Raw genomic sequence first — 25053 nt, forward strand, 5'->3', positions numbered from 1 at the left:
CGACACGTACGTTGAAGGGAACGACGGAAGGAATCCGAGTGACCGACACCGAACAGATCACCGTGACCCGCAACGACGAGGAGCATCGCTACGAGGTGCACGTCGGAGACGTCCTCGCCGGCTTCACGACGTTCCGCATCGACTCCCGCGGGCACCTGCTCTTCCCGCACACCGAGGTCGACCCGGCGTTCCGCGGACGCGGACTCGCGCAGGCGGTCGTGTCGGAGGCGATGACGGATGCCGCGCGCCGCGGCGAGACCGTCGTGCCGCACTGCCCTGTCGTGGCCAAGTACCTGCGCGAGAACGAGGTCCCCGGGCTCACGATCGAGTGGCCCGGCCAGCCGCACCCCGAGTGAGCGGACCAGGGCGATGACCCGCCTCGACGCCTCGTCGACCGCCGGCGGCCTCCGTCCGGACGCGATGGAGGTGGCATCCGCCGTCGAATGCTCCGGCCCGCGCACGCTGCTCCTCGAATCGAGGGAGGTCCCGCTCGGGGGCGTCCGCGCCATGTCGGTGCATCGCTCGCTGCCGCAGCGCGACCTGCCGCTGGTCGGCGCCTGGTGCTTCCTCGACCGGTTCGGTCCGCAGGACGCCCGCATGCGGGTGGAGCCGCATCCGCACATCGGGCTGCAGACGGTGACGTGGCCGTACCTCGGCGATGTGCGCCACCGCGACTCGGTGGGCAGCGACGTCGTCGTCCGCCGCGGGGCGCTCAACCTCATGACCAGCGGCGCGGGCATCTCCCACTCCGAGTACTCCGTCGGCGACGGCCCCACCCCGCTCGACGCGCTGCAGCTGTGGATCGCACTGCCGGAGTCCCGCCGCCACGGCGCGCCGGCGTTCGAGCAGCACGACGTGCTGCCCGACGTCGAGCTTCCGGCGCTCCTCGGCTCCCCGGGCGCGGCGACCGTCGTGCTCGGCGAGCTCGCCGGGGTCGCGTCGCCGGCCACCGTGTACACGCCGATCGTCGGGGCGGAGCTGCGCATCCCGCCCGGCGCGACGGTCCGCGTTCCCCTGCAGGCGGCGTGGGAGCACGCGCTCATCGCCGTGGCGGGCGAGGCCGAGGTGGCGTCCGCCGTCGGCGACGGGACCGGCACCGTCGTCGTCCTGGACACCGAGCACCTGCTGTACCTCGGAACCCAGCGCGACGACGTCGTGCTGTCGAGCGCGGCCGGCGCGACGCTCTTCCTGCTCGGCGGCGAGCCGTTCGAGGACGACGTCGTGATGTGGTGGAACTTCGTCGGCCGCTCCCACGAGGAGATCGTCGAGGCGCGCGAGGCGTGGGAGGCCGGCTCGGAGCGGTTCGGCCGGGTCGTCGATCATGGCGACGAGCGCATCCCCGCCCCGCCGCTGCCCGCCGTGAGGCTCACGCGGCGTCGGCGACGGCTCTAGCCCCTTCGGCCTCGGCATCGCCTGCCGTGCACAGCGTCGGAGGTTTTCGCCGACACGTCGGGGCGAGGCATCCGTCGCCCGGCGCGCCGCCCGAAGCCTCCGATTCTGTGCACGCGTCGTGGCGACCCCGCCCCGGCACGCGAAGAGGCGCCCGGGCCGCAGCCCGGACGCCTCTTCGGTGTGGAACGGTTACGGCACGTCGACCGAGACGACCGTGCGCACCTGCGAGTCGCCGTAGCGCACGACACCCAGGTAGCTTCCGCTCTCGAGTCCCGACCATGACAGCTGGAACTCCGTCGGCGTGGCCTCGGTCACCGGCAGCGGGTTCGGGGTCGCGGTGAGCGATCCGAGTCCGTCCGGCGTGACGAGAGCCGAGGTGGCCTGCCAGGTGAAGGGGTCCGTGTACGAGTACACGTGCGCCTCGATGAGGTAGTAGCCCGCGGTCGGCGCCACGATCTGGACGGCCTCGTCGGCCGAAGCCGACGCGGACTGCCAGTTCTCGTAGTAGCGCAGATCGGTGGGGCCCACCACACGGTAGACCGTGAGGTCGAGATCGGACCCGGTGTCGTCGGACGAGTCGAGCGCGAAGCGCGCCAGCTCGGTCCCGGCGGCCACCTGGACCAGCTCGTAGGTGTACCCGTCATCCTCGGCACCGGTGGCCTCGGTGCCGTCGATCAGCACGTCCTCGCGAGCGAGGCCGGCCAGGTTCAGCGGGAGGTCGCCCGTGATGCCCGGCGTGATCTCGATGTCGACGCTGCCGTCGGCACCCTCGCCCTCGACCTGCGCGGGAGCGGCGGCCGTCACCGGGAACACCGCGATCGGCGAGCGCACCTCGGTCTCGCCCGACGTCCAGGTGAGGAAGCCGGTGGCCCACTGCTCGACCGGGGCGTCGCCCTTCGCGAAGGAGACCGTGAACGACTGCGTCTCGCCCGCCGCGCCGAAGGTCAGCGTGCTCGGCTCGACGGTCACGTTCATGCCGGGGACGGATGCCTCGGCGGTGAACGTGCCGGCCTGCGTCGCGGTGACCGTGCGGGTCACCGTCTGCGGGCCGGGGAGGGTGCCGATGCCGAACGACGCGAGGTTCAGGTCGCTGGGATCGGTGGGCTCGATCTCGCCGAAGAGGTCCTCGCCGAGCGCGCCCTCGAGGTACCCCGCCCAGTCCGCGGGACCGTTGAGGTACAGCAGCCCGGGCTCGAAGTACTTCGTCGGGTCGACGTGGCCGGCACCCTGCGCGAACGGGTCGGTGCTGTCGGTGCCGTCGGCCTTGACCGTGTTGTACGCGGTCGTCATGAGCGCGGACTTGATCTCGGCCGGCGTGGCCGTCGGGCGCTCACCGAGGTACAGCGCGCCGAGGCCGGCGACGTGCGGCGACGACATCGACGTGCCCGACTTGAAGCCGAACGTCGGCGCCTCGGTCGGACCGTTGTGGGTGGCGGCGACGATCGCGACACCCGGAGCCGAGACGTCGGGCTTGATGACGTCGGCGCCGTCGGCGAGCATCGGACCGCGGCTCGAGAAGCCCGCGACCTGCGGGGTCGGGGTCTCCTTGCCGGTGATGTTGTCACCCACGAGGGTCGCCGTGGCGTCCGCGGTGCCGCGCACGTAGTCCAGCAGCGCCGTGCGGTGCTGCGCGTCGATGTGCACGGTGGGGACCGAGTGGAAGTCGTTGTCGAGCGAGCCCGGGGTCACGTTCACGAGGATCATGCCCGTGCCGCCGGCAGCGGCGACCTCCTGCGACTTCTCGACGCGAGCGTTCGTGCCGCGGTCGCAGACCACGATCTTGCCGGCGACCTTGGCCGGGTCGAGCGTGCCGAGGAAGCACAGGGCCGCCTCGTTCGGAGCGGCGCCCGCCTTGGCGACGTCGCCCGAGTACACGACCGGACCGGTCAGGCTCTCGCCGAACGGCACGGTCACCGAGGCGCCGGCGGCCTGGAAGCCGTTCGGCAGCGTGACGGTGCCCTCGTACGTCGGGATGGTGGATGCCGCGACCGTGGTGTACCACGGCGACGCGTGGTCGGCCGTGGCGGCACCGGGGCCGCTGTTGCCCGCGCTCACCGCGACGAACACGCCGGCGGCCGCCGCGTTGAAGAACGAGATGTCCTCCGGCTGGAGCACGGTGGTGGCCGAGCCGCCGCCGATCGAGTAGTTGATCACGTCCACGCCGTCGGCGACTGCCGTGTCGATCGCGGCGAGCAGGTCGCTCAGCGCGCAGATGTCGTCGCTGGTGACGAGGTCGTCCGGACCCACGTAGCAGGCCTTGTACGACGCGACCTTCGCGGCCGGGGCGACACCCGAGACGTCGCCGAAGCCGACGCCCTCGACCGACGCCTCGACACCGAAGTTGCCGGCCGCCGTGCTCGCGGTGTGCGAGCCGTGGCCGTCACCGTCGCGCGGCGACAGGTAGTCGTAGCTGAAGTCGAAGCCCGTCGCCGCGGCGCCGTCGGCGAAGAACTGCGCGCCGATGAGCTTGGTGCTGTAGAGGTCCTTCGTCCAGCCCTGGTCGGACGCGTCCACGCGCCGGGCGCGGTACTCGTTGCCGTCGGACTTCTTGAAGACGACGTTGTCGCCGTTGATGTACGGCTTGCCCGTTCCGGGCTTGCCGATGAGCTTGTCGCCGGCGAACGACGGGTTCTCCGGGGCGATGCCGGTGTCGACCACGCCGACGACGACGCCCTTGCCGGCCTCGGCGACGCCGCCGACGGCATCCCACACTCCGCCGGTGCCGGCGTCACCCGAGCCGAGTCCGAGGAACTCGGTGGACGGGACGGCGTCGGGGTGGCGGATCTCGTCGGGGTACACCCCGAGCACGTTCTTGTCGCTCTGCAGCTTCGCGACCTGAGCGCCGTCGAGGTCGGCGGTGAACCCGTTCAGGGTCACCTGGTACGTCGTGGCGGGCGTGACGCCCGCCTCGGCGGCGACCTCCTGCTGCTCCTTCTTGAGGTGCGCGATGTACTTCTGCGAGTTCGCGGAGTGCGCGTCCAGCTGCCTCCCGGTCTCGGGCTTCGTGCGCTGGATGCCGGCCTGGCCGCCGTCGTACGTCGCCAGCGGTGCGTCCTTCAGCATGACGATGTAGCGGCCGGAGGGCGCATCGATCGGAACGGGGGTTCTCACCTCCTCCGGCGCCGCGCCGAAGCTGGCTGTGGCAGTGCCCGTGAACAGTGCGGCGAGTGTGACGACCGCGGCTGCTCTGACGGAGGATCGACCCATCGTGGCCTCCATATTGGTTTTCGTGGGGAGTCGCTGCGCCACTTCGTCGGGGCGCAGCGACCTCAAACCTAACTCTCGGTTGATTCTCGGTTAATGAGAGCTCTGTGAGAATCGAGAGGCCTCCCGCCGATAGGCTGGGCAGGTGGCTGAGCCGATTCGACTTTCGACGAGCGTTCTGCTCACGTGCGCGGCCATCGGTGTTGCGACGGGTGTTCTGCAGGCCGGCGCCGGGGCCATCAGCGGGTTCGTCTCGGCGGGCGCGCCGATCCTGTACGGACTCGTGCTCGGGGTGCACGTCCTTCCGGGTGTGGTGGCCCAGGAGCTGCTCCGGCGTCCGTGGGTCGCGCTGATCACGCACCTCATCGCGGCGCTCGTCGCCAGCGCCGTCGTTCCGCTGTGGATCGGCCGGTACATCGGCACCGCCCTGCTCGTCGGCGCGCTGCAGGAGCTGGTCGCCGCCACGTCGCGCTACAAGCGCTGGGAGCCCTGGCGGTTCTTCCTCTCGGCGGTGATCGTGGGCGCCGTGATCGCTGTGGCGATCTGGTTCGCCGCGGACGTGTCGCGGTTCCCGGTCTGGGGTCAGATCGTCTACGTCGCGCTCTTCATCGTCGGTCCGGTGGCATGGACCGCCGTGGGGCTCGGGATCGGCGCGGCGCTGCGCCGCGCCGGCGTGGCGCGCCGAAGCCGCGCCTGACGTCGTCCGCGCGCGAGCTCGTTTCGCCGCCACCCAGGACGCGGGTAGGTTAGGGAAGGCTAAGTTTCCACCACGATCGGATGCCCGTGTCCACTGCCGCGCCGCTGCTGCGGGTGCGCGAGCTCGGCGTCACCCACGACGGCGAGACCGCCCCGGCGCCGGCATCCGTGTCGTTCGACGTCTCACCGGGTGAGGTCGTGCTGCTCCTCGGACCCAGCGGCTCGGGCAAGTCGACGCTCACGCTCGCGCTGAACGGGCTCATCCCCCACACCGTGCCCGCCGACGTCACGGGATCCGTCGAGGTCGGCGGCCTCGACACCCGGCACACCGCGGTCGCCGAGCTCAGCACCCGCGTCGGCATGGTCTTCCAGGATCCGGACGCGCAGCTGGTCACCGGAACGGTTCTCGACGAGGTCGCGTTCGGTCCGGAGAACCTGCGGATGCCGGTGCCCGACGTCCTCGCCCGCACCGAGGCCGCCCTGCGCCGCGTGGGGCTGTGGGAGCGCCGCTCCGAGAACCCCGACCGGCTGTCGGGCGGCGGACGTCAGCGGCTGGCGATCGCCTGCGCCCTCGCGATGGGCTCGCCGCTGCTCGTGCTGGACGAGCCGACCGCGAACCTCGACCCCGCCGGGATCGAAGAGGTCTACGCCGCCCTGGCCGAGCTCGTGGCCGCCGGGGATCGGGCCATCCTGCTCGTCGAGCACAACCTCGATGCCGCGGTCGGATTCGTCGACCGGGTGGTCGTGCTCGATCACGACGGGCGGCTCTTCGCCGACGGCACCGTCGACGAGGTCCTCCGCGGCCGCGCCGAGGAGCTGCAGCGGATGGGTGTCTGGCTGCCCGTGTCCACGATCGCCGCGCTGCGTCTCCGCCGCGCCGGCTTCGCGCTCGAGCCCCTTCCCCTCACCCCTGACGAGCTGCGCGCCGCCCTCGACGCCGAGCCCGCGCCCGTCCCCGCAGCATCCGCGTCTCCCCCCGCACCGGCCCCCGCGGCGTCCGGGTCTCCCCCCGCACCGGCCCCCGCGGCATCCGGGATTCGGACAATCGCGCAGATTCCGGATGCCACGCCCGCCGCAGTCCGGAAAACCGCTGAATCTCCGGTTTCCGGACCGGCCGCAGGCAAGCCACCCGGCCCGCTCATCCGCGTGCGCGGCCTGACGCTGCGCCGCGGCCGCACCGAGGTGCTCCACGACATCGACCTCGATGTTCCGCGCGGCGCGTTCGTCGCGGTCGTCGGGGCGAATGGCGCCGGCAAGACCAGCCTCATCCAGGCGATGGCGGGCGTCGTCGCGCCGCCGAAGGGCACCGTGCACGTCGACGGGGTCGACGTCGGTCGCGCTGACGCCCGCACCCTGAGCCGGCGCATCGGCTTCGTGTTCCAGAACCCCGAGCACCAGTTCATCGCGCACACGGTCTTCGACGAGATCGCGCACGGCCTGCGGCTGCAGCGCCTGCCCGAGGAGGAGGTGCGGACGCGCACGACGGCTCTCCTGGATCGATTCGGGCTCGCCTCGAAGGCGGCGAGCCACCCGTTCCTGCTGTCGGGCGGCCAGAAGCGGCGGCTCTCGGTCGGCACGGCGCTCGTCGCCGGGGCCCCCGTGCTCGTGCTCGACGAGCCCACCTTCGGCCAGGACCGTGCACGGGCGGAGGAGCTGCTGTCGCTGCTGTCGGAGTTGAACGCCGAGGGCACCACGATCCTGGTGGTGACCCACGACATGCAGCTGGTCACCGACTACGCCGACCGCACCGTCGTGATGACCGGCGGCCGCGTGCTCGCCGAGGGCCCGACCGCCGAGGTGTTCGCCGACGACGCCTTCATCACCGGCGCAGGCCTGCGCCCGCCGCCGCTGCGGCGTGCGCTGCGGAACCTCGTGCGCCACCCCGAGCTCGCCCGCATCGCGCGTCTGGCCGATCTCCCCGGCGGCCGGGCGGCCCTCCCGCGCTCCGAGCCCGACGGGGCGCCCGCCCAGCTCCCGAACGGCGCCGCGTCGGCCGAGCTTCCGAACGACGCGTCGAGGTCGCGCAAGGTCGCCGATCCCGACCACTCCGCCGCGAATGATCACGAGCTCGGCCCGCACGCGGCACCCGCCCCGCACGCCGCGGGAGGTGCGCTGTGACCGACACCGGGCCCCTGACCGTGGCGACGGCGTCGCGCAGCGCGGTCGATCCGTACGCGCGGCGGGTCGAGGCATCCGCCGTCCGCTTCCTGTACGGCCTCAACCCGCTCGCCAAGCTCGCTGCACCACTGCCCGCCGCCGCGCTGCTGGTCTTCGTGCGGGATGCCGCGACCCCTGCGGCCTTCCTCGCGCTCGCGTACGCCGTGCTGCTGGTGGGCGTCTCGTTCACGCGGCGCCTGGCGGCGATCCTGTTCCTCGCGCTGCCGCTCGGTGCCCTGATCATCGGTTTCGGATTCGCGCTGTGGACGGACGCGTCGCGCGTCGACCAGTCCTGGGTGGTGTGGCAGGTGGGCGGCTGGACGATGTACGGCGGAGCCCTCGCCGTCGGCTTCGCCACCGGGCTCCGGCTGTCGGCCATCCTCGCGCTCACCCTGATCACCGGCCTGTCGACGACGGGTCCCGACCTCGTGCGCGCCACGGTGCAGCAGCTGCGGGTGCCGTACCGGATCGGCTACACCGCGCTCGCGGCGTTCCGGTTCCTGCCCCGTTTCGGGTACGAGCTCGACGTGATCCGCCAGGCGCATCGCGTGCGCGGTGCGCACGGCGGACGGGGGCCGTTCGTCGCGGTCGCGCGGTGGTTCGGCTACATCGTGCCGCTTCTGGCCGGAGCGATCCGCCACGCCGAGAGGGTCGCGCTCGCGATGGATGCCCGCGCCTTCGGGGCGCACCCCGACCGCACCGAGCGGTACACCGTGCCGTGGCGGGCGCGCGACACCGTCTTCACGCTGGCCTTCTGGGCGGTCTCCGCGGCTCTGCTCGCCGCCACCTTCCCGTGGGGTCTGGCCTGACCTCGAGCGGGCCTCCGCCCGGGAGCGACGGATGCCGGAGACCCGGCGCCTCCGCAGAGGGCCGGGTCGTGGCATCCGTCAGCGCTTGCCGACGATCTGGCGCGAGACGATGTCGCGCATGATCTCGTTCGTGCCGCCGTAGATGCGGTGCACGCGGGCATCGAGATAGGCGCGGGCGATCGGGTACTCGGTGATGTAGCCGTAGCCGCCGTGCAGCTGCACGCCGACATCGAGGAGCTCGGCCTCGCGGTCGGTCGTCCAGAACTTGACCTTCGCGGCCTCCTCGGCGGTGAGCTTCTCATCCCGGTAGAGCATCATCGCGCGGTCGACGTAGGCCCACATGACGTCGACGGTGGTGGCCATGTCGGCGAGCTTGAAGCGGGTGTTCTGGAAGTCGGCGATGCGCTCGCCGAACGCCTCACGGCTGAGCACGTAGTCGCGGGTCCACACGAACGCGGCCTCGCCCGCTGCCGCCGCCGCGACGCCGATCGACAGGCGCTCGAGCGGCAGGTTCATCATGAGCTGGATGAAGCCGAGGCCCTCCTTGCCGCCGATGAGGTTCTCTTCGGGAACGAAGACGTCGGTGAACGACAGCTCGGCGGTGTCCCAGCCGTGGAAGCCCATCTTCTCGAGCTTCTTGCCGTGGTCGAAGCCCGTCATGCCGTCCTCGAGGATCAGCAGGCTGAAGGCATCCGGCCGGTTGCCCTCACCCGTCTTGACGAAGGTGACCACCATGTCGGCGGTCTTGCCCGACGAGATGAAGGTCTTCGCACCGTTGACGATGTAGCCGCCCTCGACGCGCTTGGCGGTGGTCTTGATGCCGCGGAGGTCCGAGCCGGCGCCGGGCTCGGTCATCGCGAGGGCGCCGAGGATCTCGCCGGTCGCCATGCCCGGCAGCCACTTCTCCTTCTGCTCCTGCGTGCCCATGTGCACGATGTAGGGCACGGCCAGGTCGTCCTGGATGCCGAGGGCGCCGGCCAGCGAGCCGAGGCCCGCGCCGATCGTCTCTTCGAGCACGATCGAGCGGAAGCGGTAGTCCTGCAGCATGCCGGCGCCACCGAACTCCTCGGGCACCGACAGGCCGATGATCCCGGCCTCGCCCGCCGCCAGCATGGTGGCGCGGTCGATCTCGCCGTCGCGGTCCCACTGCCGGCGCTTCTCGTCCGAGGCGTAGCGCTTGATGAACTCCTTGACGACGTCGCGGAAGGCGTCGTGGTCCTCGTCGTAGATATCCCGCTCCATGGCAGGCGAACCTCTCTCTTCGTCGAGCCGGCGTCCCGTCGCGGCCCCGGTACCCCGATCCTACGCCGCGCCCGCGACATCCAGTCTCACCTGATGTGGAATCGAGTTCCTTCATCACGGATGCCGCGCCCGCTCACTGCGCGTAGTCCGGCGCGGGGGCGAGGGCGAAGAAGGCCTCCAGCGACGTCCACCCGCCGTCGTGGTACGCCTTGGCGAGTTCGGGCCCGATGTAGCGCAGGTGCCAGGGCTCCGGCAGGTACCCGGTCACCTCGGTCGCGCCCTCGACGTAGCGCACGATCCACCCGTGCTCCCACGCGTGCGCAGCGACCCACTGCCCCTGCGGCGTCGCGGCGAGGTCGTCGAGTGTGCCGCAGGCGCCGGCGCACGCGACGACGTCGGCCCCGAGGCCCAGCTGGTGCTCGCTGTACCCGGGCCGCGCACTGACCTGATCGGCACGGTCGCCACGCTCTGCGAAATGCCGCCCGTAGGTCTGCTGCTGCGTCTGGTACGAGCGGAACCCGCTCTCCAGGGCGATCTCGCCGACGCCAGCCGTGCGCGCCGCATTGACGAGCGAGGTGAGAGCGGATGCCGCCTCCGTGCGCAGGGCGCCTCCCTCGATGTTGCGCACGCCGTCGGGCAGCACCAGGCCGCCGGGGCGATAGTCGATCGGAGACGCGGGGCGCAGCTTGTCGACGACGGCCCAGATGCGCGACGAGTCGCCGAGGTCCACGCACGGCGCACGGCCGTCGACCACTGCCGAGCGGAACGCCTCGCCGCCGCCCGCGGCGACGATCGCCTGCTCGTCGGCGCCCGAGCGGAGCGCGGTGAGGAACTCGGGCAGAGCGCAGAGGTCTGCGGCCAGCGGCGACTGCTCCACGGCGGGCACGGGGAGCTGCTCGATCTCACGCGCCTCCAGCGTGGTGGTGAGCGCAGCCTCGACCTCTGCCGGCGGGGCGGGCGGCAGCATCGCGGCCGTCATCGCCGCCGAGCCGAGCAGCAGTGCCGCACCTGCGGCGAGGCCCGCCACCGCGGCGACGCGGCCCGTGAGCCGCCGGGGACGCGCGTGCCGGACCGGCTGCGCGTCCTCGCCGACGGCGAGGACCTCGGCGCCGCGGGCGGCCCGCCGCTCACTCGTCACCGGGCGGCTATGGCGCGCGACGCGCCCGCCCGGTCGCGCTCGCAGCGAGGGAACCGGATGCGTCGCTGCCGTGTCGGGCGCGGCCGCCGCAGGGGAGGTGGTGCGAGGCGCGGACGCGGGGGATGCGGTGTGAGGCGCGGACGCGGGGGAGGCCGTGCAGGCCGCGGCAGCGGGTGCAGGTGCGGCGGACGCGGCGTCCGGTGCGACCGCGGCGGACTCCTCCCGGGCGCGCCGCGCCGCCTCATCGCGCATCGCTCGGGCAGCGCGACGAGTCTCGGGAACGGCTCGGGGGGTGGCGAGCCGGCCAGGCTCCGTCACGCCTGCCATTCTGACCTGGACGGAGCATCGGCGCACGCTTTCCCGCGATGTTCGACACACCGCCCCGGTGTCTTGACGCGCTTTCGAATTTTTGTTCTCATGGGTGAATGCGTTGGCAGGGTCAGGAGCTGGGTGTGGCGGATGCCGCGGCCCTGCCCGGCCTCGAGCAGCTCAACGGCCTCGTGCGCTCGGTCACCACGCCCGAGTTCGCCGGCGTGACCTTCCACGAGGTGCTCTGCAAGTCGGCGCTCAACCATGTGCCGATGGCGTCCGCGATGCCGTTCGACTGGACCGTGAACCCGTACCGCGGATGCAGTCACTCGTGCGTGTACTGCCTGCATCCCGACACGCAGGTTCTGATGGCCGACGGACGCAGCAAGCGCATCGGTGACGTTCGCGCGGGTGACGAGGTCGTCGGCACCCGTCGGGAGGGCGCCTACCGCAGATATGTCCGCGCGACAGTCTCCGCACAGTGGGAGACGCGCAAGCGCGCGTATCGTGTGACGCTCGCCGACGGCACCCTGCTCGTGGCGAGCGGTGACCACCGCTTCCTCACCGAACGCGGCTGGAAGCACGTGCAGCCCGCACCGAAGGGGGCGCCGCAGCGACCGCACCTCACGACGAACAACAAGCTCCTGGGCTTCGGCCTCGGCGGCACCTCGTCCCCCGCGCTTCCGACGGACGCGTACCAGTCGGGCTATCTCTGCGGCCTGATCCGCGGTGACGCGATGATGCTCAGACGGTCGTACCCGCGAAGCAACGGGCGAGGGACCTATGTGGCACATGGATTCCGGCTCGCTCTGGCGGATTCTGAGGCGCTGGACCGCTCCCGCGGCTACCTCGAGGCGGCAGGCGTGCGGACGACCCTCCGCAGATTCTCGGCCGCGACGGCAGAACGCCGCGAGATGAACGCCATCTTCACTTCACGCGGGTCGGATGACGACGCGATCACAGAACTGATCGGATGGCCGCTTGACCCGTCGCCAGAGTGGTCTCGGGGGTTCCTTGCCGGCGTCTTCGACGCCGAGGGGAGCTGCAGCCGGGGAGTGCTGCGGATCATCAATCGCGACCCCCGGATCCTGTCTGCGATCTGCGGCGCCCTCGACGCGCACGGCTTCCCCCATGTGCAGGAGCCGCCCCGCGCGAATGGCGTGAGCGCCGTGCGGCTGCTCGGCGGGCTCCCCGCCCGGCGCCGGTTCTTCGAGCTCACCCAGCCCGCGATCACCCGCAAACTGTCCCTCATCGGCGACGCCGTCACGTCCGCCGCACCACTGCGGGTGGTCTCCATCGAAGACCTCGGCGAGACGATCGACATGGTCGACATCACGACATCGACGGGTGACTTCATCGCGAACGGGGTGATCAGCCACAACTGCTTCGCCCGGGGCACGCACGAGTACCTCGACCTCGACGCCGGGCGGGACTTCGACACGCAGGTCGTCGTGAAGATCAACGTCGCCGACGTGCTCGAGAAGGAACTGCGGCGGGGCAGCTGGCAGCGCCAGCCGGTGATGCTCGGCACCAACACCGACCCCTACCAGCGCGCCGAGGGCCGCTACCAGCTCATGCCGGGCATCGTGTCGGCGCTCGCCGAGTCGGGCACGCCGTTCTCGATCCTCACGAAGGGCACGCTGCTGCGGCGCGATCTGCCGATGCTGACGGATGCCGCGGCCCACGTGCCCGTCACGCTGGCCATGTCGATCGCGGTGTTCGACGACGAGCTGCAGCACCTGATCGAGCCGGGCACGCCGAGCGCCTCCGCCCGGCTGCAGACGGTCCGCGCGGCCGCCGACGCGGGCTTCCGCGTCACGGTGTTCCTGATGCCGATCATCCCGCACCTGACCGACTCGACAGCAGCGATCGACCACGCGCTGTCCCGCATCAAAGAGGCCGGCGCGATCCGGGTGGTCTACGGCGCGCTGCACCTCCGGCCGGGCGCGAAGCAGTGGTTCATGCAGTGGCTCGAGCAGCGGCATCCGGAACTCGTGCCGTCGTATCGAGGGATGTACCCCGGCGTGACCGCGAATGCGCCGAAGGCGTACCGTGCATGGCTGGCGCAGCGCGTGCGGCCGCTCCTGCGCGCGCACCGGCTCGACGGGCGCGCCGAGGAGGAGCACGGGCGCGGGGCGCCGGTGGCAGGACTCGCCGACCGCGCCGACGCACGCGCCGCTCCGATCGTCACGACCTCACGCGGGCGTGCCGCCCCCGCGAGCGCGAGGAACACGACGGCGAGGAGCGCGACGGCGAGGATCGCGACGCTCGGCGCCGAGGCATCCGGCCGGCTCTTCTGACGGCGAGCCCGCCCTCAGCCGGCCAGCGTCACGCGCACGGCCGCGGCGTACGCGACGTACCCCGCGCTGTTGGGGTGGAAGGCGTTCCTGCTGCTGAGCCACCGGAAGTCGTTGATCCACGGGGCGGTGCTGCCGATGCCGTGTCCGGCGAAGTCGTCCTCGACGTCGACGAAGCGGGCGCCGTTGGCGACGGTCACCTGCTCGATGACGTCGTTCAGGACGACGGTCTGGTCGTTCACCTCGTCCGCCCACGTGTACTTGGGGTTGACGCCCGAGGAGTTCTCCCAGAACAGCAGCGGGTACCCGGTCACCACGATGCGCGCAGTCGCGGCCTTGGTGCGGATCGCCCCGATCACGTTCGCGATGCTGGCCTTGAAGGCGTCCGAGGTCGCGATCGCGGACCCCGCGGCGATCTTCGAGGAGCAGGTCGAGGTGACCAGGACGAAGCAGTTCTGCATGACGTCGGCGAACCCGACGTCGTTGCCGCCGACGGTCACCGTGACGATGCTCGCGTCGGCGGGGATGCCGGCGACCTGCGTCAGCACCGCGGACGTGTTGGCGCCCGAGCAGGCGAGGAAGGCGACGAGCCGCTTGTCGGGATCGGCGTCGAGCAGCTTCGGGTAGCTCTTTGAGCTGCGGTAGCAGGAGCTGTCGAGATAGCTGTCGGCGCCCACGCCGGCGGCGAACGAGTCGCCCACCGCCGCGTACGCGGGCTCGACGGTGCCCCCGCCGCCTCCGCCGCCCCCGCCGCCTCCGCCGTTGCCGCCGCCGGGCTTGTCGGGCTTCGCGGCCGCGACCGGCGCGGCCCAGCCCGCCTCAGCGGGGGCCGCGACGGCGAGCAGGCATGCCACCGCCAGCGCGGCGACCACCGCAATGACGGCGCGCAGCCGGCGCCGCGAATCCTCGTGCGTCCGCACGCGTGTGATCGAGACGTCCATCGGAATACCCCCAGTGCTCTCGACCCCCCAGTCGACTCGACGCCTTCGTCGATGGTCACAGCAATACCACAGCGGCCATCGGGGCGGAAGGGCCCCGCTGCGACGGGGCTCAGACTCCCACCGGCACGGAGCGTGCCGCGCCGGCGGGGAGCGGTGCCGGCTCAGGTCGTCCCTGGGCGATCGGCGGGGCCGATGGCGCCGCGACGACCTCCGGTGCGGCGAGGTGCGCCAGCACCGCGTCGAGCACGACGTCTGCCGCGAGCAGCCGGTTGTGCCCGAGTCCGCGCGTCTCCAGAAGACGGGCACCGGGATGCGCCGCCGCGATGCGCTGCGCCTCCGCGAAGGGCACGAGGCGGTCTTCACGGTCGTGGGCGATCAGCAGCGGCACCGTGGCCGGCACGGGCCGCTGCACGCTCGACAGCCACGCGAACGGGTCGGGCTCACCCGGGAAGTACCGGCTCGCGAACAGCTCCTTCATCCGGAGCGACACGGCATCGGAGTAGCCGAGGCCCGCCTGGAACTGCGTGAGCAGCGCAGCGGCGTCCGCCGGCGCGGCGATGGTGACCACCCGCGATGCCCGGATGCCTCCCGCGGCGCCGATCAGCGTGGCGAGCCCGCCGAACGAGTGCCCGATCATGGCCTCGAACCCGCCGTGGCGCTCCTGGAGTGTCGCGAAGACGTGGAGCCAGTCCACGAGGTACGTGCGCCGCCCGGCCGAGTTCCCGTGGGCCGGCGCGTCGAACGCGACGACACGGTAGTCCTCGGCGACGAGCTCGCGGATGAGCGGCGCGAACTGACTGGCGCGCGCATCCCAGCCGTGCGCGAGCAGCACGACCCGGTTTCCGCCGCCCCACTCGTACGTCTCGACCTCGGCACCGCGCCGATCTACGCCCGCGACCGTGACGCGACCGCGTCGGGCGCGGGACATCGTCGGCTCGTGGTCGGGGTGAACGGGCCGCGGACTGGCGACGCGGCCGAAGAGCGGCATCGCGACGGCGGCGCCCCACCGGGGCGAGAGGGCGCCTGCGGCGCGGACGGACGTGCCGGCGACGGCGGCTGCGACATCCATGATGCTCCGATCCGAAGAATACGAACGGTCGTACTTATGAATACGAACGATCGTACGGTAACCTCGAGGCATGGCACAACCCCCCGTCGACCGCCGCCGCCTGCGCGGCGACGAGTCGCGGCGTGCCGTGTTGTCGCACGCGGTCGACACGGCGACGGTCGAGGGCCTCGACGGCCTCACGATCGGCCGGCTGGCGGATGCCTCGGGGCACAGCAAGAGCGGCATCGCCACGCTCTTCGGGTCGAAGGAGCAGCTGCAGCTGGCCGTCGTCGCGGCGGCGCGAGAGGTCTTCATCGACCGCGTGGTGGCGCCCGCCCGTGCCAGGACACCGCGCGGGCTCGTCCGCGTCTGCGCGCTCCTCACCGACTGGGTCTCCTACTCGCGCGACCGCGTGTTCAGCGGCGGGTGCTTCTTCGCGGCGACGTCCGTCGAGTTCGATGCCAAGCCGGGTGTCGTGCGGGACGCCGTCATCGCCGCCTCGGGCCAGTGGGAGGACTACCTCACCGCGAGCATCGAGCACGCGATGGCCGCCGGCGAGCTGCCTCTGCTCGACGATGCGCGCCAGCTGACGTTCGAGCTGGTGTCGTTCCTCGAGGCCGCCAACACCCGCTCCCTGCTGCACGCGAGCGATGAGCCGTACCGCCGCGCCGAGGTCGCCGTCCGCGCCCGGCTGACGGCGCTCGGCGGTGACCCCGCGCTGGTCGACGCGATCGGCGCAGCCTCCACGCCCTGAGCCGCATCCGCGCCGCGCGCCCCTGGCGCGGACCGGATGCGCGGAGGACGATGTCGGGATGGCGCGCTTCCTGCTGTCGGCGATGCCGTTCACCGGGCACGTGACCCCGCTGCGGGCGATCGCGCACGCGCTCGTGGGGCGCGGGCACGACGTGCGGTTCTACACCGGCTCGGCCTTCCGGGCCGCGGTGGCGGCATCCGGCGCGGTCCTCGTGCCATGGCGCAGCGCCCCGGACTTCGACGAGAACGATCTGCGCGCGTCGTTCCCGCGACTGGAGGGCAGGAAGGGCATCAGGCAGGTCTTCGTGAACCTCGAGGACGTCATGATCGGCACGGCCCCCGCGCAGGTGGAGGATCTGCAGGCGGAGTGGGACCGGGAGCCGTGGGATGCCGTCGTCGCCGACGAGACCTCGGTCGGCGTCGCGCTCTTCGCGGAGCGGATCGGATGCCCCTGGGCCACGGTCGCCGTGCTGCCGCTGAGCCTGCCGAGCCGGCAGGGCGCCCCCAGCGGCCTGGGCATCGCGCCGGGGCGCAATCCCCTCACGCGCGCGAGGGATGCCGCCCTCCGCGCAGTCGCCCCGCTGCTGATGCGTCCCCTCGCAGCACCGCTCGCCCGCGCGCGCGACGCCGTAGGCCTGCCGGCGGACGCGACGCCGTTCGCGGCAGCGGCGTACTCGCCCGAGCGCATCCTCGCCAGCGGCGCGCCACTGCTCGACTTCGCCCGCGCGCGGCCCGACCACCTGGACTTCGTGGGACTGCTCGCGGCGCCGGCATCCGATCCCGGCCCGCTGCCGGGCTGGTGGGGCGACCTCGACGGTCGCACGGTGGTGCACGTGACACAGGGGACGCAGAACATCGATCCGGCCGACCTCATCCGGCCGGCGCTGGAGGCGCTCGCGCACCGCAACCTGCTCATCGTGGTGTCGACCGGGGTGCGCGGACGCGACAGGCTGCCGTTCCCGGTGCCGGGGAACGCCCGGGTCGCGGGATTCCTCCCCTACGACCGGCTGCTCCCGCGCACCGACGTCGTGATCACGAACGGCGGATGGGGCGGCACCCTGACCGCGCTCAGCCACGGCATCCCGCTCGTGGTCGCGGGCGGCGATCTCGACAAGCCGGAGGTTGCCGCCCGCGTCGCATGGACGGGAGCAGGCGTCGATCTGCGCACCGGCACGCCGACCGTCGGGCAGATCGCGCGTGCCTACGAGCGCGTCACGACCGACCCCGCGGTGAGGGATTCCGCAAGCCGCGTGGGCGCACAGCTGCGGTCGCTCGGCGGAGCCGCCGGAGCCGCTCGGCTGCTCGAGGCCTTCACGCTGCGCGGCTGACCGCCCCTGCGGCCGGCGCGCCCCTCGCCGTCAGCGGCGCCCGCTGTCGAAGAGGGGATCGCCCGGCCGCGCCTCGTCGAACGGCGCGTCGATGTCGGCGCGCTCGAGCAGCTCGGCGAGCCGTGCGCGACGGGAGCGGGTCACGAGGGTGACCACCAGGCCGCTGCGCCCGGCGCGGCCGGTGCGGCCGGCGCGGTGCAGGTACGTCTTGTACTCGTCCGGCGGATCGGCCTGCACCACGAGGTCGATGTCGTCGACGTGGATGCCGCGGGCCGCGACATCCGTCGCCACCAGCACGTCGATGCGCCCCGACGTGAGCTTCTCGAGGTTGCGGGTGCGCCGAGCCTGATCGAGATCGCCGTGCAGCGCGAGGGCCCGGATGCCGGCCTCATCGAGCTGCGCCGCGACCATCTCGGCGTACGCGCGCGTGCGCGTGAACACGAGCGCCTTCCCGGCCGCGCCGACGAGCGCCCGCAGGACCTCGGGCTTGTCGCGGTGGTCGATCACGAGCACGCGATGGTCGATGGTGCCGGAGCGCTGCGTCTCGCCCGCCACCTCGAACACGGCGGCCTCGGCGAGGAACTCGCGCACGAGCGTCTGCACCTGTCCGTCCAGCGTCGCCGAGAACAGCAGCCGCTGCGCCTCCCGCGGCGTGCGGCGCATCAGGCGCTGCACCGGCTCGAGGAAGCCCAGTTCGCACATGTGATCGGCTTCGTCGAGCACGGCGACGCGCACCTGCGACAGGTCGAGGGCGCGGGATTCGACGAGGTCCTCGATGCGGCCGGGCGTGCCGATGACGATGTCGATGCCCTTCTTGAGCGCGCCGAGCTGCCGCGCCTTGGGCACGCCGCCGTAGATCTGCGTCGTGAAGAGGCCGACGCTGCGCGCGATCGGCTGGATCGTGGCGTCGATCTGCAGCGCCAGCTCCCTCGTCGGCGCGAGGACCAGCGCGCGCGGCGGCCGGCCGAAGTCGCGCTTCTGCCCGGCCTGCGAGCGCAGCACGCTCTCGACGAGCGGCGCACCGAAGGCGATGGTCTTGCCCGAGCCGGTGCGCCCGCGCGCGAGCACGTCCCGGCCGTCCAGGATCGCGGGGATCGTCGCGGCCTGGATGGGGAACGGATGCCGCGCCCCGAGCTCGCCGATGGCCTTGACGATGTTCTGCCCCAGGCCGAGGTCGGCGAACGTGGCGCCTTCGACCTCGGTGGGCGAGACCGCCGCGGCGTCGAGCCGCTCGTGCACCACGTCCTGGCGGGTCGTCCGATCGGCGCGACCGGCGTCCCGGCGCGGCGCGGCATCGCGGCCGGGGCGCGAATCGCGGCCGGCGCGCGGGTCGCGGCCGGGGCGCGGGTCGCGGCCGGCTGCGGCATCCCGTCGCGGCTCTGCGGGGCGCGCTCGCTCATCGCGGGAGTGGCTCCGGATGGAGCGCGCCTCATCGCGCCCCGCCCGCTCCTGCTCCGTCCAGCGACGCTTCGCGGGCGCCGGCCCGGCGTCGTCGCGGTGGCCGCGGTGCCCCGGGCTGCGGCTGCCGGGCTTCCCCGTCGACGATTCACCGGGACGCCGCTTCGCGTCGTCGCCGTCACGCGATCCGCCGGCGCGGTACTTCGGGCTGTAGCGCGGGTCGAAGTTCTTGGCCGCACGCCCCCCGCCGGGCTTCTTGTTCTTGGGCATCCGGTTCCTCACTGTGCGGTTTCGGCGGGCATCGGCAGCGCCGTCGGCGCGGCGTGGGCGGGGTGCGCCCAGCGTACTCGCGGCCGTCCGGCGACCCCTCCGATACCGCCTTCCGGGGGATCGGCGCAAGTTCTGGTCAGCGCTTGCCGGGCTCGGCAGGTTAGTGTTACCACAGGCGGCTTGCCGCTCAACAGCCTGGGAGGGCTGTTCCTGGGGTTAGTCGTCGTATACCGATGGGCCCCGGACCGGGGATTCTATGGGGGGACGACCGGCACCGGGCTCACGCACCGAACCGATCGTGAGTCTCGAATGTCTCCCACGACCCTTTGCGATGCACCAAGCGCCCCACCGGTCCAGGACGGCGCCGTGATGTCGGCGGCCACCGCCACTCTCTCACATGTCGCGGCGGACACGGCGCCGGTGCAGGCGACGCGGCGTGACATCGTCGTGCCCGCCGTCAGCACGACGACCCGCCGGACGAGCGCCACGCCGTCGATCGTCTCGACGACCGCGCCGGCCGCGCTGCGGAGCGCGCGCCCGGCCGCAGAGACCGCGCTCATCGCGCACCGCGTCGGCAAGCTGGCCGTGCTGTCGCTCCCCGTCGGCGTGCTGGTGTCCGTTCTGACGACCAGCGACGCGACGTGGTGGCACCTCCACTTCTCGCAGCTCGGCACCCATTCCGACCTGTCGGGACGCACGTTCAACTCGATCGTGATCTTCTCGGGGTTCTTCCTCGCCGCCTACGGCGTGTTCCTGTCCCTCGCCCTGCCGGCCGGCATCGGCCGCCGCGCAGCGCGCGCGTTCCGCGGCTCGGTGGTCTCGGCGGGGCTCCACCTCACCGCCGTCGGCCTCGTGCCGATCCCGGTGAGCGCCGTGGTGCACGACGTCATCGCGAGCGGGCTCGGCCTGTCGTTCCTTGCGACGGTGGCCACGGGCCTGGCGATCCCCGGACGCAGCCGGCGATTCCGCCGGGCCACCGTGTTCTGCGTGGGCCTGCTCGCGACCGGCATGGTCGCGCTCGCCGCGGGCTTCATCACGCTCGCGCTCTTCGAGTTCGTCGCCTTCGTCTCGATGGGCGTCTGGCTCCTCTCGCTGCCGCGCGCCCTGGCCCACCGGGTGACGCCCGCGCCGGCGGCCGAGCCGGTGAGGCCTCCGGCCGGAGCGCCCCGAGAATGGATGCCATGGCAGAACCCGTGGCCCACCCCATCACCGTCGCGATCGAACGACGCATCGACCCTTCCCGCACCGTCGAGGCCACGAGCTGGATGCAGGCCGGCACCGATCTCGCCGCGGGCTTCCCTGGCTTCCTCGGGTCGGGCTGGGTCCGCGCCGGCGAGGCCAGCGACCTCTGGTACATGCTGTACCGGTTCCGCGACATCCCGACCCTCGAGGGGTGGGAGGACTCCCCGCAGCGCTCATGGTGGCTCGACTCCGGCCGTGCCTTCGCGAGCGAGGTCAGGGTCGAGCGCCGCACCGGCATCGAGGGGTGGTTCGACGCTCCGTTCGCCACGCACGTCGAGCCCCGGCATCCGGATCGTCCCTCGTCACCGGCCACCGGTCCGGTGCAGCAGCCCATCCCGGCCGCTCCTCCGCGCTGGAAGCAGGCGGTCACGATCTGGCTCGGCTTCTTCCCCACGAACCTCCTCGCGTCGTGGCTCCTCGGCTTCGTTCCGGGCTTCACGGAGTGGCCGCTGATCCTGCGCGTGCTGCTGGCGACGCTGCTGCTGACGCCGGTGATGACGTACGCGGTGCTCCCGTGGGTGACACGGATGCTGCGCCCCTGGCTGCAGCGGGGCGCCTGAGGCCCCCCGGCTCAGCGATTGCCCGCCGAGCAGGTCGCCTGCTCGGCCGTCGACCCGGTGATGTTCTCGGAGAGGACGACGGGCTCCTCGACCGGGTCGGGCGCGCTCGTGACGCCGGTGCTGGGGCTCGGCGACGGGTCGGTCGTCTCGGGCGGGGCGACCTCGATCACGCCGCCGTTCGACCCGGCGTCGCCTGACACCTGGAGGGGCCGGTTGGCCGCCAGGGCGTCCCACAGTCCCTGCGCCGCAGCGTGGTCGGGGACGACCCGGTTGCGATCGTAGGGGTCCTCCAGCACCGGGTACTGCACGAACACGACCTGATCCAGGGGCACGTCCTTGCCCGCGAGCGCGAGTTGCACGATGCGCAACGGGTCCGCGAGCGACTCGGTCGGCGTGATGTTGTCGGCGGCGGTGGCGGCGAGCCGGAACAGCGTGGCCGGGTTCGCGAGGACCTCCTCGCTCGTCAGCTTCCGCACCAGGCGCGACATGTACTGCTGCTGGTTGCCGATGCGCGCCAGGTCGCTCTGATCGCCCACGCCGTGCCGCGTGCGCAGGAACTGCAGCGCCTCGAAGCCCGCGATGGTCCGCGGCCCCGGCGGCCAGTCGATCCCGGTGAACGGGTCGCGCATCCCGTCGTTGCCGATGCAGACCTCGACCCCGCCGATGGCGGAGGTGATCGCCACGACGCCGCCGAAGCTGACCTTCGCGGCGAACTGGATGTTCTGCTGCGTCAGGTTCGACACGGTCTTCGTCACGCACGCGAGCCCGCCCAGGCGGTACACCGTGTTGATCTGCAGCTTGGGGATCTCGTCGGTCGTCGAGCCGTCCGCTTGTGTGCACGACGGGACGGGCGTCATGAGATCGCGCGGGAACGACACCACCGTCACCCGTCGCGGGTCGTCCGAGACGTGGACGAGCACGTTCACGTCGTTGAGCTCGTTCATCGAGTCCGGCCCGGTGCACCGCGGCCCGATCGCGGCGACGAGCTCGGGCTCGCATTCGTCCGTGCCGACGACGAGCAGGTCGAACGGCCCCTCGATGGGGCCCATCTCGGGCGGCGGCAGCGGCGTCTGGTCCTGCAGGACCACGGCGTCCTCGGCGAAGCTCGCGCTGAGGTCGTAGAGGAAGTATGCGACGACGGCTCCGCCGGCGACGAGGAGCGCCGTCGCCGTGACGCCCGCGATGGTCAGCGCCTGGCCCAGGGGGGTCGGCGAGGTCAGCGGTGCGTGACGCGCGACTGTCCGCCGCTTCGAAGCCCCCCAACGCGACAACGGGATCACCCCTTCCCCCGCGCCCTTGCGATCCTGTCATCCTCCCACCGCTGCGCGCGGGCAGGGAGAACCGTCACCGAATCTTGACGCGCCGGGCGACCCACGCGACCCGTGCCGGTCGTACCCTGACCTCGTGAGCACCGTGAACACCTCGCCGCGTGATGCCGCAGCACCCACGCCCGGTCGCCGGGCGGAATCCGAGGCCGTCTACGCCGCCCTCGGCGCGGGAGTGGTCGGCGCCGTCTACGGCTTCTTGGTCGGCATGTTCGCTCCCGATCTTCAGCTGGCCGGGCAGGCGGACTCGTTCGCCGTCTGGGCGGCGGCCGGCGCGACAGTCGTCGCCGCCGTCGCATCGACGGCCGAGTACTGGCGTGCGCGCCACCGGCCCGGACAGGAGTGGCGGCAGTCCCTGCCGTCGTGGAAGTTCATCGTGAACACGGTCTCGGTCGTGATCGTGCATGCGGCCCTCGCGTTCGTCGCCGTGTACGCGCTGTACCGCGTGCTCGCGATGGGCTTCATCGGGCTGCCGATCGTCACCTTCTGGGCCGTGGTGCTGATGTCCGTGACCCTCGGCCTCACGACCTGGGTCGTCTTCCTGTCGGTGTCGGCGATGACCACCCAGCGCATGTCGACGCTGCTGTTGGCGTTCATCGCGATCGGCACGCTCACCGCGATGGTGACGACCCCCGATCCGCGCTGGTGGACGATCCACTTCAGCCACCTCGGCACCTTCGAGGACGACCTGTCGAGCTGGGTCTTCAACGGCACCCTGATCGCGGCGGGCCTGCTCGTGACGACGTTCGCGGTCTACATCGCCAACGACATGCGCGCACTCGCGGCGGCGGGGGTCCTCGAGAACCCCCGCGCGCCGCGGACCGTGCCGGTGCTCTTCGTGATCATGGGCATCATGCTCGCGTGCGTCGGCGTGTTTCCCGTCGACGTGAATCTCGCGCTGCACAACATCTCGGCCTCGGGCATGGCGGCGATGTTCCTCGTGCTGCTGATCGGGGGCCCCAGATTCTTCCGAGGGATGCCGCGCACCTACTTCGTGGCCTCATGGGCGTTCCTGGCCGCGATGGCGGCATCGGTGATCCTCTTCATCCCGGCCATCGGGTTCTTCTCACTCACCGCCTTCGAGATCATCGTCTTCGCGCTGGTCTTCGGCTGGATCGCCGTCTTCATCCGCTTCCTCGGCGTCGCCGGTCGGCAGGACTGACGCCCTGTCGCCGGGCGCTGCGCGGCGGGACAATGTCCGCAATGGACGCGTCCGTCATGGAACTGGAGATCGGGCCCGGTTCGGAGCCGGGCTCGTACGTCACCCGTGTGCTCCACTCCGTCGGCGGGGGTGAGCCGACCGCGAGCTTCCGGCTCGACGTGGACGAGCTCCTCGACCGCCGGCCGCTGCTGGAGGCGAGCGTCCTGGCGTCGGCGGTGCCGGCCCGCCGGGTGATGGCGGACAGCGAGGCGATCGTCCAGGACGTCGGCCGCCGCCTCTTCGACGCGGCGTTCACCGGTGACGTCGCCACCGCGTACCGCACCAGCATGGCGGTCGCCTCGGAACGCGGTCTCAGCGTGCAGGTCTCGCTGCGGCTGACCGCTCCGGGACTGGCCGCGCTGCCGTGGGAGACGCTGTACGACCCCGTCACCGAGCGCTATCTGTGCCGCAAGGATCCGCTGGTGCGCAACGTTCCCTCGCCGCACGTCCCCGCCCTGCAGGTGACGCGGCCGCTCCGGGTGCTCGGCATGATCTCGTCGCCGCGGGGTCTCGTCGCCCTGGATGTGGACCTCGAGCGCTCACGGCTCGAGGAGGCGCTGCGCGCGCACCTCGAGGACGGCCGCGTCGAGCTGCACTGGCTCGACGAGGTCACGTGGGACGCGCTGCACGCGAAGCTGCTCGAATCCGCCTGGCACGTCCTCCACTTCATCGGCCATGGGACGTACGACAGCGCGACCGATGAGGGGGTGCTGGCGTTCGTGGGACGCGACGGGCGGCCGGACTACGTCACAGCCTCCGCCCTCGCCGATCTGCTCGACGAGGCCGAGCCGACACCACCGCTGGTGGTGCTCAACTCGTGTCAGTCCGGTGCCAGCGGACCCACCGACCTGTTCTCGGGCACCGCGGCCGCTCTCGCGCGCAGCGGCATCCGTGCGGTCGCCGCGATGCAGTTCCCGATCAGCGATCCCGCGGCGCTCGCGTTCGCGCGCGGGTTCTACACGGCCCTGGCCCATGACCGCGGCGTCGACGAGGCCGTCCGCAGCGGCCGGATCGGCATCCTCGGCGGCGGACGCGGGACGCTCGAGTGGGTCACACCGGTGCTGTACCTGCGAGGCGACGGCCACCTGTTCGATCTCGTCGGCCCGGCGGCCGGCCCGCCGCCGGAGCAGCGCTCGCCCACCCCGCCTGACGACGACGCCTCCCCGACGGCCGGCTCGGGAACGGACACGCAGCGGGATGCCGTGCCCGACGCCGAATCCGCCCGCGGGGCGTCCGCCTGGCGACGATGGGCGATCGGCGGTGCCGCCGCCGCCCTCGCGATCGCCGCGGGCGCGGCGATCTACGCCGCAATGACGGTGGCCCAGGGCGGCGGTGGCACCGCCGGCACCGACGAGGGCGGATCCGGCGGCTCCGCCAGCACCGCCCGCCTCGCCGTCCCGCTCGACATCGAGTGGGTCGACACGGGCCTGTACTGCCTCCTCGGCGACGAGTTCGTCATCGAGGTGACCGGGCGCGGCTGGCTCGACGAGACGGCCGAGTCGCAGATCGGGCCGGAGGGCGTCGTCGACGACGCATCCACCGGCACGCGCGTCCTCGCCGAGGCGGGCACCGGCGCCGTCATCGGCACGCTCAGCACCACGCCCGAGGTCTTCGCCGTCGGCGCGGGCACCACCTACGAGTGCCCGACGCAGGGCGACCTCATGCTCGGGATCAACGACACCGACCTGGCCGACAACAGCGGCGAGTTCGCCGCGTTCGTCACGCTCAACCAATAGGACGGAC

18 protein-coding genes are annotated in these 25053 nt (G+C 72.2%); 11 read left to right on the top strand and 7 right to left on the bottom strand.

What is annotated here, in order from left to right; genetic code table 11:
- Positions 1 to 38 precede the first annotated feature (38 nt).
- On the top strand, positions 39 to 356 hold the full coding sequence (locus tag ACZBH1_RS05435) for a GNAT family N-acetyltransferase (protein WP_463645745.1): 318 nt from the start codon (positions 39 to 41) through the stop codon (positions 354 to 356).
- Between the two features lie 13 nt (positions 357 to 369).
- Positions 370 to 1392, top strand: a complete 1023-nt coding sequence (locus ACZBH1_RS05440; RefSeq protein ID WP_463645746.1) for a pirin family protein — start codon at positions 370 to 372, stop codon at positions 1390 to 1392.
- 189 nt (positions 1393 to 1581) lie between these two features.
- Here the strand turns inward: ACZBH1_RS05440 and ACZBH1_RS05445 are convergent, their stop codons facing one another.
- Positions 1582 to 4599 carry a S8 family serine peptidase gene (locus ACZBH1_RS05445; protein WP_463645747.1) on the bottom strand — a complete coding sequence of 1006 codons (3018 nt, stop codon included), beginning with the start codon at positions 4597 to 4599 and terminating at the stop codon, positions 1582 to 1584.
- A 142-nt stretch (positions 4600 to 4741) separates the two neighbouring features.
- Between ACZBH1_RS05445 and ACZBH1_RS05450 the strand changes: the two genes are divergently transcribed.
- From ACZBH1_RS05450 to ACZBH1_RS05460, 3 genes are all read left to right on the top strand, one after another.
- Complete coding sequence (locus ACZBH1_RS05450; RefSeq protein ID WP_463645748.1) at positions 4742 to 5293, top strand: ECF transporter S component; 552 nt, start codon at positions 4742 to 4744, stop codon at positions 5291 to 5293.
- An 80-nt stretch (positions 5294 to 5373) separates the two neighbouring features.
- Positions 5374 to 7410 carry an ABC transporter ATP-binding protein gene (locus ACZBH1_RS05455; protein WP_463645749.1) on the top strand — a complete coding sequence of 679 codons (2037 nt, stop codon included), beginning with the start codon at positions 5374 to 5376 and terminating at the stop codon, positions 7408 to 7410.
- Positions 7407 to 8258: an energy-coupling factor transporter transmembrane component T gene (locus ACZBH1_RS05460; protein ID WP_463645750.1), complete on the top strand. Its 852-nt coding sequence runs from the start codon at positions 7407 to 7409 to the stop codon at positions 8256 to 8258. The genes ACZBH1_RS05455 and ACZBH1_RS05460 overlap by 4 nt, the downstream gene beginning before the upstream one ends.
- Before the next feature lie 78 nt (positions 8259 to 8336).
- Here the strand turns inward: ACZBH1_RS05460 and ACZBH1_RS05465 are convergent, their stop codons facing one another.
- Entirely contained in the window at positions 8337 to 9500 is a 1164-nt protein-coding gene (locus ACZBH1_RS05465; RefSeq protein WP_336393873.1) for an acyl-CoA dehydrogenase family protein, read from the bottom strand.
- A gap of 133 nt (positions 9501 to 9633) precedes the next feature.
- A complete protein-coding gene (locus tag ACZBH1_RS05470) occupies positions 9634 to 10638 on the bottom strand; it encodes a M15 family metallopeptidase (protein WP_463645751.1) in 1005 nt (334 codons plus the stop codon).
- A 425-nt stretch (positions 10639 to 11063) separates the two neighbouring features.
- On the opposite strand from ACZBH1_RS05470, the gene ACZBH1_RS05475 reads away from it, so the two are divergent.
- On the top strand, positions 11064 to 13247 hold the full coding sequence (locus ACZBH1_RS05475; protein WP_463645752.1) for an intein-containing Rv2578c family radical SAM protein: 2184 nt from the start codon (positions 11064 to 11066) through the stop codon (positions 13245 to 13247).
- A 14-nt stretch (positions 13248 to 13261) separates the two neighbouring features.
- On the opposite strand, the gene ACZBH1_RS05480 is transcribed toward ACZBH1_RS05475, so the two are convergent.
- A complete protein-coding gene (locus tag ACZBH1_RS05480) occupies positions 13262 to 14185 on the bottom strand; it encodes an SGNH/GDSL hydrolase family protein (RefSeq protein ID WP_463645753.1) in 924 nt (307 codons plus the stop codon).
- Positions 14186 to 14294: 109 nt separating this feature from the next.
- Positions 14295 to 15254 carry an alpha/beta fold hydrolase gene (locus ACZBH1_RS05485; RefSeq protein ID WP_463645754.1) on the bottom strand — a complete coding sequence of 320 codons (960 nt, stop codon included), beginning with the start codon at positions 15252 to 15254 and terminating at the stop codon, positions 14295 to 14297.
- A gap of 70 nt (positions 15255 to 15324) precedes the next feature.
- Between ACZBH1_RS05485 and ACZBH1_RS05490 the strand changes: the two genes are divergently transcribed.
- Positions 15325 to 15987 (top strand): TetR/AcrR family transcriptional regulator, encoded by a 663-nt coding sequence (locus tag ACZBH1_RS05490; protein WP_463645755.1) that lies wholly within the window; start codon positions 15325 to 15327, stop codon positions 15985 to 15987.
- A 58-nt stretch (positions 15988 to 16045) separates the two neighbouring features.
- Positions 16046 to 17314: a glycosyltransferase gene (locus ACZBH1_RS05495; RefSeq protein WP_463645756.1), complete on the top strand. Its 1269-nt coding sequence runs from the start codon at positions 16046 to 16048 to the stop codon at positions 17312 to 17314.
- Between the two features lie 30 nt (positions 17315 to 17344).
- Here the strand turns inward: ACZBH1_RS05495 and ACZBH1_RS05500 are convergent, their stop codons facing one another.
- A complete protein-coding gene (locus tag ACZBH1_RS05500) occupies positions 17345 to 18982 on the bottom strand; it encodes a DEAD/DEAH box helicase (protein WP_463645757.1) in 1638 nt (545 codons plus the stop codon).
- 1181 nt (positions 18983 to 20163) lie between these two features.
- Between ACZBH1_RS05500 and ACZBH1_RS05505 the strand changes: the two genes are divergently transcribed.
- Positions 20164 to 20784, top strand: coding sequence for a putative antibiotic biosynthesis monooxygenase (locus ACZBH1_RS05505; RefSeq protein WP_463645758.1), 621 nt, complete (start codon positions 20164 to 20166; stop codon positions 20782 to 20784).
- 11 nt (positions 20785 to 20795) lie between these two features.
- Here ACZBH1_RS05505 and ACZBH1_RS05510 read toward each other — a convergent pair whose 3' ends face one another.
- Positions 20796 to 22055 carry an LCP family protein gene (locus ACZBH1_RS05510; RefSeq protein ID WP_463645759.1) on the bottom strand — a complete coding sequence of 420 codons (1260 nt, stop codon included), beginning with the start codon at positions 22053 to 22055 and terminating at the stop codon, positions 20796 to 20798.
- 133 nt (positions 22056 to 22188) lie between these two features.
- Here ACZBH1_RS05510 and ACZBH1_RS05515 point away from each other — a divergent pair, with 133 nt between their 5' ends.
- Positions 22189 to 23271, top strand: a complete 1083-nt coding sequence (locus ACZBH1_RS05515) for a DUF998 domain-containing protein (RefSeq protein ID WP_336393882.1) — start codon at positions 22189 to 22191, stop codon at positions 23269 to 23271.
- 41 nt (positions 23272 to 23312) lie between these two features.
- Positions 23313 to 25046, top strand: coding sequence for a CHAT domain-containing protein (locus ACZBH1_RS05520; RefSeq protein ID WP_463645760.1), 1734 nt, complete (start codon positions 23313 to 23315; stop codon positions 25044 to 25046).
- Positions 25047 to 25053: the final 7 nt, after the last annotated feature.

This window comes from Microbacterium sp. ZXT2-5 (assembly GCF_055329545.1).